5 protein-coding genes and 1 pseudogene are annotated in these 7,460 nt (G+C 27.1%); 1 reads left to right on the plus strand and 5 read right to left on the minus strand.

From position 1 onward, the window contains the following. Positions 1 to 137: 137 nt before the first annotated feature. From L992_RS06635 to L992_RS06655, 5 genes and pseudogenes are all read right to left on the minus strand, one after another. Positions 138 to 536 carry a type II toxin-antitoxin system HicB family antitoxin gene (locus L992_RS06635; protein WP_047395166.1) on the minus strand — a complete coding sequence of 133 codons (399 nt, stop codon included), beginning with the start codon at positions 534 to 536 and terminating at the stop codon, positions 138 to 140. Between the two features lie 43 nt (positions 537 to 579). Then, positions 580 to 762 (minus strand): type II toxin-antitoxin system HicA family toxin, encoded by a 183-nt coding sequence (locus L992_RS06640; RefSeq protein ID WP_047395169.1) that lies wholly within the window; start codon positions 760 to 762, stop codon positions 580 to 582. A 115-nt stretch (positions 763 to 877) separates the two neighbouring features. After that, positions 878 to 2,536: a VWA domain-containing protein gene (locus L992_RS06645; RefSeq protein WP_052193930.1), complete on the minus strand. Its 1,659-nt coding sequence runs from the start codon at positions 2,534 to 2,536 to the stop codon at positions 878 to 880. 9 nt (positions 2,537 to 2,545) lie between these two features. Then, a pseudogene (locus L992_RS06650) lies at positions 2,546 to 3,571 on the minus strand (ZmpA/ZmpB/ZmpC family metallo-endopeptidase-related protein); the annotation flags it as partial. Between the two features lie 89 nt (positions 3,572 to 3,660). Continuing rightward, complete coding sequence (locus tag L992_RS06655) at positions 3,661 to 6,627, minus strand: Tn3 family transposase (RefSeq protein ID WP_047395175.1); 2,967 nt, start codon at positions 6,625 to 6,627, stop codon at positions 3,661 to 3,663. A gap of 131 nt (positions 6,628 to 6,758) precedes the next feature. On the opposite strand from L992_RS06655, the gene L992_RS06660 reads away from it, so the two are divergent. Continuing rightward, on the plus strand, positions 6,759 to 7,346 hold the full coding sequence (locus L992_RS06660) for a recombinase family protein (protein WP_047395178.1): 588 nt from the start codon (positions 6,759 to 6,761) through the stop codon (positions 7,344 to 7,346). Positions 7,347 to 7,460 lie beyond the last annotated feature (114 nt).

The raw sequence follows: 7,460 nt of genomic DNA on the forward strand, positions 1-7,460 counted from the left end.
CTATTTACACTGTTTTTCTTGCTTTTTCGACATATCTATTGTATTATAAATTAAATTTATATTTAATAATACGATACAGTATAAAAATAAGATTGAGATACAATATCTCAATCTTTTCAATTTTAAATAGGGGATTTTTACAAACCTAATTTAGCTTTTAAGCTACTTTCCAAAATAGCAGACACGTTAATCTTATTTTTCTTAGCTAAATCATTAAGCCATTTAGGCAATGTTACATTTCTTCTAACACATTTATTATTTTCATCATCTCTAATAGGAGTCATAAAAACTTCAATTAACTGAACAAATTCTGTTGAATCTACTTTTATATTTTGAGGTTTACTTGGATTAGGAAGATCTAATCCTCTAGATTCTAAAGAATATAAATATAATCCTAAACAATCTTTAGCCATAAATAAAGCTTCTTCTAAGCTATCACCACATGTAAATGCTCCAGGTAAATCTGGAAAAGAAATATTAAATCCTTCATCTTCTTGCTGAAAAATTGCTGGATAAATATATCTATCTTTTTTCATTCTCATCACCTCTAAATTATATTGATATATAAGGTTAGCGGGATTATTTTAATCCCGCAGCCTTCAAGATAGAAAGATACGTACCTTTTTTCATATCTTTTCTAGGATGAGGAACTACTATAGTCACACTCCCTTTATAAAAAATATGATGAGAACCATTAATTCTATCTAAAATCCAACCATTATTTTTTAATAGTTGAATGAGGTCTTTTGAGTTATATGACATGTCTATTCACCTCATATAGCATTATACACATTTATAGTGTGTATGTCAAAGTTATTTTAATCATTTAAAAACAAAGTCATAGCAATTACTTTATAATTTAGTAGATGAATTTTAATTATAAATTAATTACTTCATCACTATACCTATCGTTTATACTATCTTTATTGCAGATTATAGTATATATATTAATTCCTAGGTTTGATTTTTTTTGTTCTAGTTTTTTTATAAATTTATCACTTAATTCACATAAACCATCAGTTATCATTAGTATATCTGCTTTATTGTAATCTTTTAAATTCTTTATTATATCTATTGCTTTCTCTAAAGGAGTTTCAAAGTCTGTTCCTCCATTAAAGCCAGAGTTTAAAAAAGGAAGTATCTGATTTATCTCAGATTCGTTAGAAATATTTAATTCTTTAATTTCACCTTTATCACCAAAAATAATGATATAAAGACTTCTATTTTCTTTTTCCAATATTTTAGAAATTGATAATAAAAGAGCTTTTGCTTTTAAAATAGGCATCCCATTCATACTTCCAGATGTATCAAGACATACAATAACAGGCCCCTTATTTTCTAAATTAATATATTCTTTTTTTTCTTTTGAATTGTACTTGTGTTCTTTAGAAACAATTTCATATGTTAATAAACTTTTTTCCAAGAATTTTGAATAAAATAGATATTCTAACTCTTCAGACTCAAAATTAGTTAACTCAGAAGGTAATATTCTAGCTAAATCATCACTTTTATAAACTCCTAATATTTCATTATTGTTTCTTTTTAAAATTTTTGGCTTTAATTTTTTTTCTTTTGATATATAATTTCTTCCTAATCTTTTAATAACTTCTTTTATTTTTTTATTTTTCTCTATCTCTTTTACAAGTGCTAAAAAATCTTCTCCCATATTTAAAAATTCATTATAACTGTATCCACACCCTGTTATCTTAATAAACTTTTCTACTTCTCTATACTTTTTATCAACAGTTTCTAAGTATTCCTTAAATACTGTTAATAAATTTATAGCTTCTTTAGGAATATTCTCATCCGAAATTTCATTCATATACTCATTACAAGAGTCTAATTCATCTCTTAAAACTTTTATATTTTCTTCATTTAATACTATATCTTTCCAAAATTTTTCTATTTGGTCAAGATCTGGTTCTTCTTCTTTTTCTATTTCACTTTGGTTTTTCCAATCCCAAAGTTTCCACTTAGTTGCTCCAAGCTTTTTTTGAGATTTTAATTTAAGATTTTTTATAGTTCGTTCCCAAGTTTCATTTACATCTTTTAGCTTAAATAAATTATCAAAACTATAATTATTCTTAGAATACTCTACACATTTTTCACTAAATTCATGGCAATTATTAAAAATTAATCCATAAAATCCTCTTTCACCTAAATGTGCAATAGCTCCATTAGAAACATCTTTATTTCCAACTGCACCTTTTGAGTTACAAGATACATATATTTTTTTATAAAGATAACTTTTATCTGTAAACTCTTCAGGAGAAGACTTTTTAACACTACTTTCTGCAAAATTATCTACAACTATATTTAAAATTTCATTATTACCAATATATACTCCTGAATGTTCCACTCCAAAATATAAGTCTGAATAGACAACACTTCCTTCTATAGGGATTATTTTTTCTCTAAAGTTATTGTCTATAAATGTTTTTAAACATTTTACGCCCACTTTTGCTAAAATATTTATTTTTGAAAATGGATTTAATATACTTGTACTTTTAAATAACTTTTTAACATAACTAAACATACTATCTACCTATATCCAAATATTATTGTTTAAAATATTAGAAAGTTCATTTTTTTCTATAGAAATTTTTTTAATTGCATTTTCAGATATATTATTTATTTGTCTAAGTACAGGAGTATTATTATTTTCATCCCAAATCCAAATATTTTCAAAATCCCATCCTAATCGTTTATAAAATTTTTCATTAAAATGAGATGAATCTAGAGATTTACCATCTTTTCCATTTTCATCATTGGAGTTAATTATATTATCATTTAGAGTTGAATTATTTGTATAATTATTTTTTAAGATATCTCTAGAGCCTTCACCAATTATTAAACCAAGATGTCTTTTACGAGATGTGCAAAAAATCGAGCTATTTACAAAGCAATTAGCTATATTTCCATCACCAATATTCCCAACTATCCCTCCTGCATAATACCTTATATTAGAATTATAAACGCTAGAATAATCAGCTGAAATTGTTCCATTTATATAACAAGCATTAATATTTCCATTTCTTGTATATCCAGCTATTCCTCCTAAATTACCCGAATAACCACCAGAAACACTAATATAAGAAAAGAAATTTCCTTTAATAGAGCAATTTTTGATATTACTTTCACTAATTATTCCACCTATTCCTCCCGTATAGGAATTACCAATAGACATAGAACCACAAGAAATTGAACAATCTATATTACAAATTAATATTGAAGAATTTTCTATCATTCCTGCTATACTACCTGAATAAACCGAACTCTTAGCTGATGATAAAATTTCACTGTTTATGTAATTATTTTTAATAGTAATATTTTTAATGTAACCACTTATTCCACCTATATAAGAGTTATTTAAGGCTTTAGTTTCTAACTTTCCATTCACATTACAGTATTCTATAAAACTATTCATCCCTATATTGCATAAAGCTCCTACTTTTTCAAGTGTTGAGTTTATATCAACTTCATTTAAAGTAAGATTTTTAATCTTACTTTCATCTATTTTAAAAAATAAAGCATTGTTTAATTTTGTAATACTTTTATTATTTCCATTGTAATTTCCCTTAAAGGGGTCCCGTCAGGAAAACGCGGAATAACAACGCTAAGGATTTTCCTGACCATCTATGACCCCTTTATTTTCAATGCTTAATCTATATTTAGCTCTCTTAAAAATTCTAAAGAAGTTGTACAACAATCTGAATCAAATTTATATTCCCCTAAAAAATTAATATGCTCCCAAGCAAGTGGAGATATGTTGCTTAACAAAGCCTCATCAACCTCTTCAATAGTTTTTAAATATTGAACAGCCTTTTCTAAGTAAATCGTATTCCAAATACTAATAGCATTTATAATAATATTAAGTGTACTTGCTCTTTGAAGTTGATTTTGGATAGTCCTTTCTCTCAATTCACCTTGCTTTCCAAAGAAAATAGCTCTTGCTAAACCATTCATAGCTTCTCCTTTATTTAAACCTCTATGAATTTTTCTTCTTAACTTTTCATCTGATAAGTAATCTAAAATAAAAATAGTTTTTTCTATTTTCCCCATCTCTCTTAATGCTGTAGAAATACTATTTTGCCGAGAGTAAGATCCTAATTTACTTAATATTAGTGAAGAGCTAACTTTACCTTCTCTAATTGAGGATGCTAATCTTAAAACATCATCATAATTTTCTTTTATAATCTTTTCATTAATTTTGCCCTTTAAAATACTTTCAAGATTTTTGGATACCTTTGTTTCACTTAAAGAAAATAATTTTACATCGGATAAATCACGTATTCTAGGAGCAAATCTGAATCCTAAAAGATGAGTAAGTCCAAATACTTGATCAGTATATCCAGCTGTATCTGTGTAGTGTTCTAATATATTTAAATCAGTTTCATGATTTAAAAGCCCATCTAAAACATGAGTAGCATCTCTAGAATTTGTATTAATTACTTTCGTATAGAAAGATGAAAATTGGTCACTTGTAAATCTATAAATAGTAGCACCTTTTCCAGTCCCATAGTGAGGATTAGAATCAGCATGAAGCGATGTAACTCCTAATTGCATACGCATCCCATCCGAAGATGAAGTAGTTCCATCACCCCAATATTTTGACATGTTTAGTTTAGTATGAAAATTAACAAGGTTAACTTGAGCTCTATTTAAAGCATCTTCATGCATTCTCCACTGTGAAATATATGCCATTTGCTTATACGATATCCCTGAAGCAGCATCTGCCATTTTTGTAAGACCTATATTTGTTCCCATTCCTATTAAAGCTGCTATTAGAGTTATTTTTTCACTGTTATCTGGCTTTTTATTCGTTGATGCATGAATAAACTCTTCATGGAATCCTGTTATATTTACAACATCTATTAAAAGATCTGTTAAATTAATTCTGGGTATAAGTTTATATAATTTTGAACTCAGTTGTTCTGCTTCTAGAGGAATATTTTTTTCCAATCTTGAAATTGAAATTTTTCCATTTTCAATAGAGATTCCTTTTATTTGATTAATATTTTTAGAAAACCATCTCAGCCTTTTATCCATGCTTAATTTTCTCTCGGTAAAATAATCTTCCAATTCTAAGCTCACAGCTAATCTAGAAAAAATTTTAGATTCTTGCCATTCATCTTTTGAAAATAGATACTCTTCAAAATCCATATACTGTCTACTTCCAGAAATAGATATATCTCCAGCTCTAATATGTTCTCTAAGTTCAGAGAGAACGGCCATTTCGTAGTAATGTCTATTGATACTGTTATCTTTTTCAAATACATATTTACTCCATCTTTTAGAGATAAAATCTATTGGAGCATCTTCAGGAATTTTCCTTTTCCCACTCTCGTTAATATCTTTAAGTATATCAATTCCTTCAATTAAAGATTCATTAGCTTTTGTAGATTTAAATTCTAATAGATGTAAAAATTTTGGAGTATATCTTCTTAAAAAATAAAATCTTTTTTCTAATAAATCTAAATAATCATAATCTACTGGCCTTGCTAATTTCTCAGCTTCATTTACAGATAAAACAAAATTTTCCCAATTAACAATAGTTTCAAGAGCTTTAAACGGATCTATCCCTTCCTCTTTGGCTTTAATTAAAGATTTTCCTATACTTGCAAATTGAACTATTTTTTCATTTAACTTTTTCCCATTATTTTTTTGTATCTCTTCTTGAGCTTTTCTTCCTTTTGAAATCAGTGTTAACATTTGTCTATCATGAACTTCAAAAGCCTTATCTATCAGGTCTTTAGAAAGATTTATTAAAAGAATTGTTAATAGTGCATATCTTTTATTTTCTTTGAAATCTCTAAAAGCATAAGGTTCATATCTCATAGCCATTCTATAGAGTTGTAATAATCTATTTGAGTGAAAATGTTGAACTAAAGAAATATCAAGATGTAAATCTTTTATATACTCGATTTTATCAGCCAACTTTAAAAAAGTTTCTGGAGAAGGAAAGCCAGTTGGAGTTTTTAACCAACCAAGGGTTGTTCTGCTTCGCTCCTCTATATTAGGCTGAACTAATAGAGTAGAATTTAACTTTTCTTTTTGCTCTTCTGAAAGAGAATTATTTAAAGTATCAAAAAGTATTTTTTCTGCTTCGTTTTTAGCTTCCCATATTAGGTTCTCAATAGTAGTTATACCAGGAAGTATAATTTTATTTTTTCTAAAAAAATTCAAACACTCATCAAAAAGATATAAGGTATCTTCATTTTCTAAACTTAATTTGTAGATATAGTTAAATACTTTTTTGTGTTCAACTTCACCAAAAGAAATAAAACCATATTCCTCTTTAATCTCTTTCATATGTTGCCAAAGAGTATTATCTCTTTGTGGGTATCTTCTAGCAGGTACTATTCCAGTCCCTATTTGTTTTGCAATATAACTTATTACTATCTTTGGAATAGACTTAATGTAGCTATATGGCCAACCGGGATATCTCAATACTGCTAATTGCAAAGCAAATCCTATTTTATTTTCATCTCTTCTATGTCTTTGAATAATTTCTAAATCATATTTTGAAAATGTGTAATATCTTGCTAAAGATAATTCATCTTCAGGTATTTTCATGAACATTTCTCTTTGCTCTTGAGAAAATAACTCTTTTCCTCTTAATGACATATTGTAACTCCTTTAATTGTATTTTTAATATTATATCAATAGAGTAGACTCTATTGATACAAAATAAGAACCGTGATAAAATATAGGTTTGTAGAGTCTCATAAGACTTGTCTCAAAGAGGAGGAATAAAAATGAGAAAAATAGGGTATATTCGTGTGAGTTCTGAAGATCAAAATTTAGCGAGGCAAAAACAGCAACTTCTAGAAATTGGAATGGATATTATTTTTGAAGAAAAAATTTCTGGAGCTACAATGAATAGATTAGAATTACAAAATATGTTAAAAGAGATTAAAAGTGGAGATGTTATTTATGTAACTGATTTAACAAGAATTACTCGTAGTACTCATGATCTATTTTTGTTAATAGATTTAATTAGAGGAAAAAAAGCATATTTAAAATCTTTGAAAGATACTTGGTTAGATTTATCTGAAGAAAATCCATATAGTCAATTTTTAATAACAATAATGGCGGGTGTTAACCAACTTGAAAGAGATTTAATAAGAATGAGACAACGAGAAGGTATTGAAATAGCTAAAAGAGAGGGTAAATTTAAAGGAAGAGTAAAAAAATATCACAATAATCATGCTGGAATGAATTACGCTTTAAAACTTTATCAAGAGGGTGAAATGACAGTAAAACAAATTTGTGAAATTACAAATATTTCTCGAGCTTCGATATATCGAAAACTCCTTGAAATTAAAGGGTTAGATTCAATTTAGATAATTCCTTAGCGTTGTTAAATTTTCATAAAAACTTAAAATTTAATGAAATTGAGGGTCTTAACGTTGTTATTCCGCGTTTTCCGGAGCAGCAAGATAAAAAGCTAATAAATA

Source organism: Cetobacterium sp. ZOR0034 (assembly GCF_000799075.1).
In the GTDB taxonomy this organism is placed as follows: Bacteria; Fusobacteriota; Fusobacteriia; order Fusobacteriales; family Fusobacteriaceae; genus Cetobacterium_A.

Coding starts and splice junctions, on each gene's coding strand:
- L992_RS06660 (WP_047395178.1), top strand. CDS start 6,759: ATGAGAAAAATAGGGTATATTCGTGTGAGTTCTGAAGATCAAAATTTA.
- L992_RS06635 (WP_047395166.1), bottom strand. CDS start 536: ATGAAAAAAGATAGATATATTTATCCAGCAATTTTTCAGCAAGAAGAT.
- L992_RS06640 (WP_047395169.1), bottom strand. CDS start 762: ATGTCATATAACTCAAAAGACCTCATTCAACTATTAAAAAATAATGGT.
- L992_RS06645 (WP_052193930.1), bottom strand. CDS start 2,536: ATGTTTAGTTATGTTAAAAAGTTATTTAAAAGTACAAGTATATTAAAT.
- L992_RS06655 (WP_047395175.1), bottom strand. CDS start 6,627: ATGTCATTAAGAGGAAAAGAGTTATTTTCTCAAGAGCAAAGAGAAATG.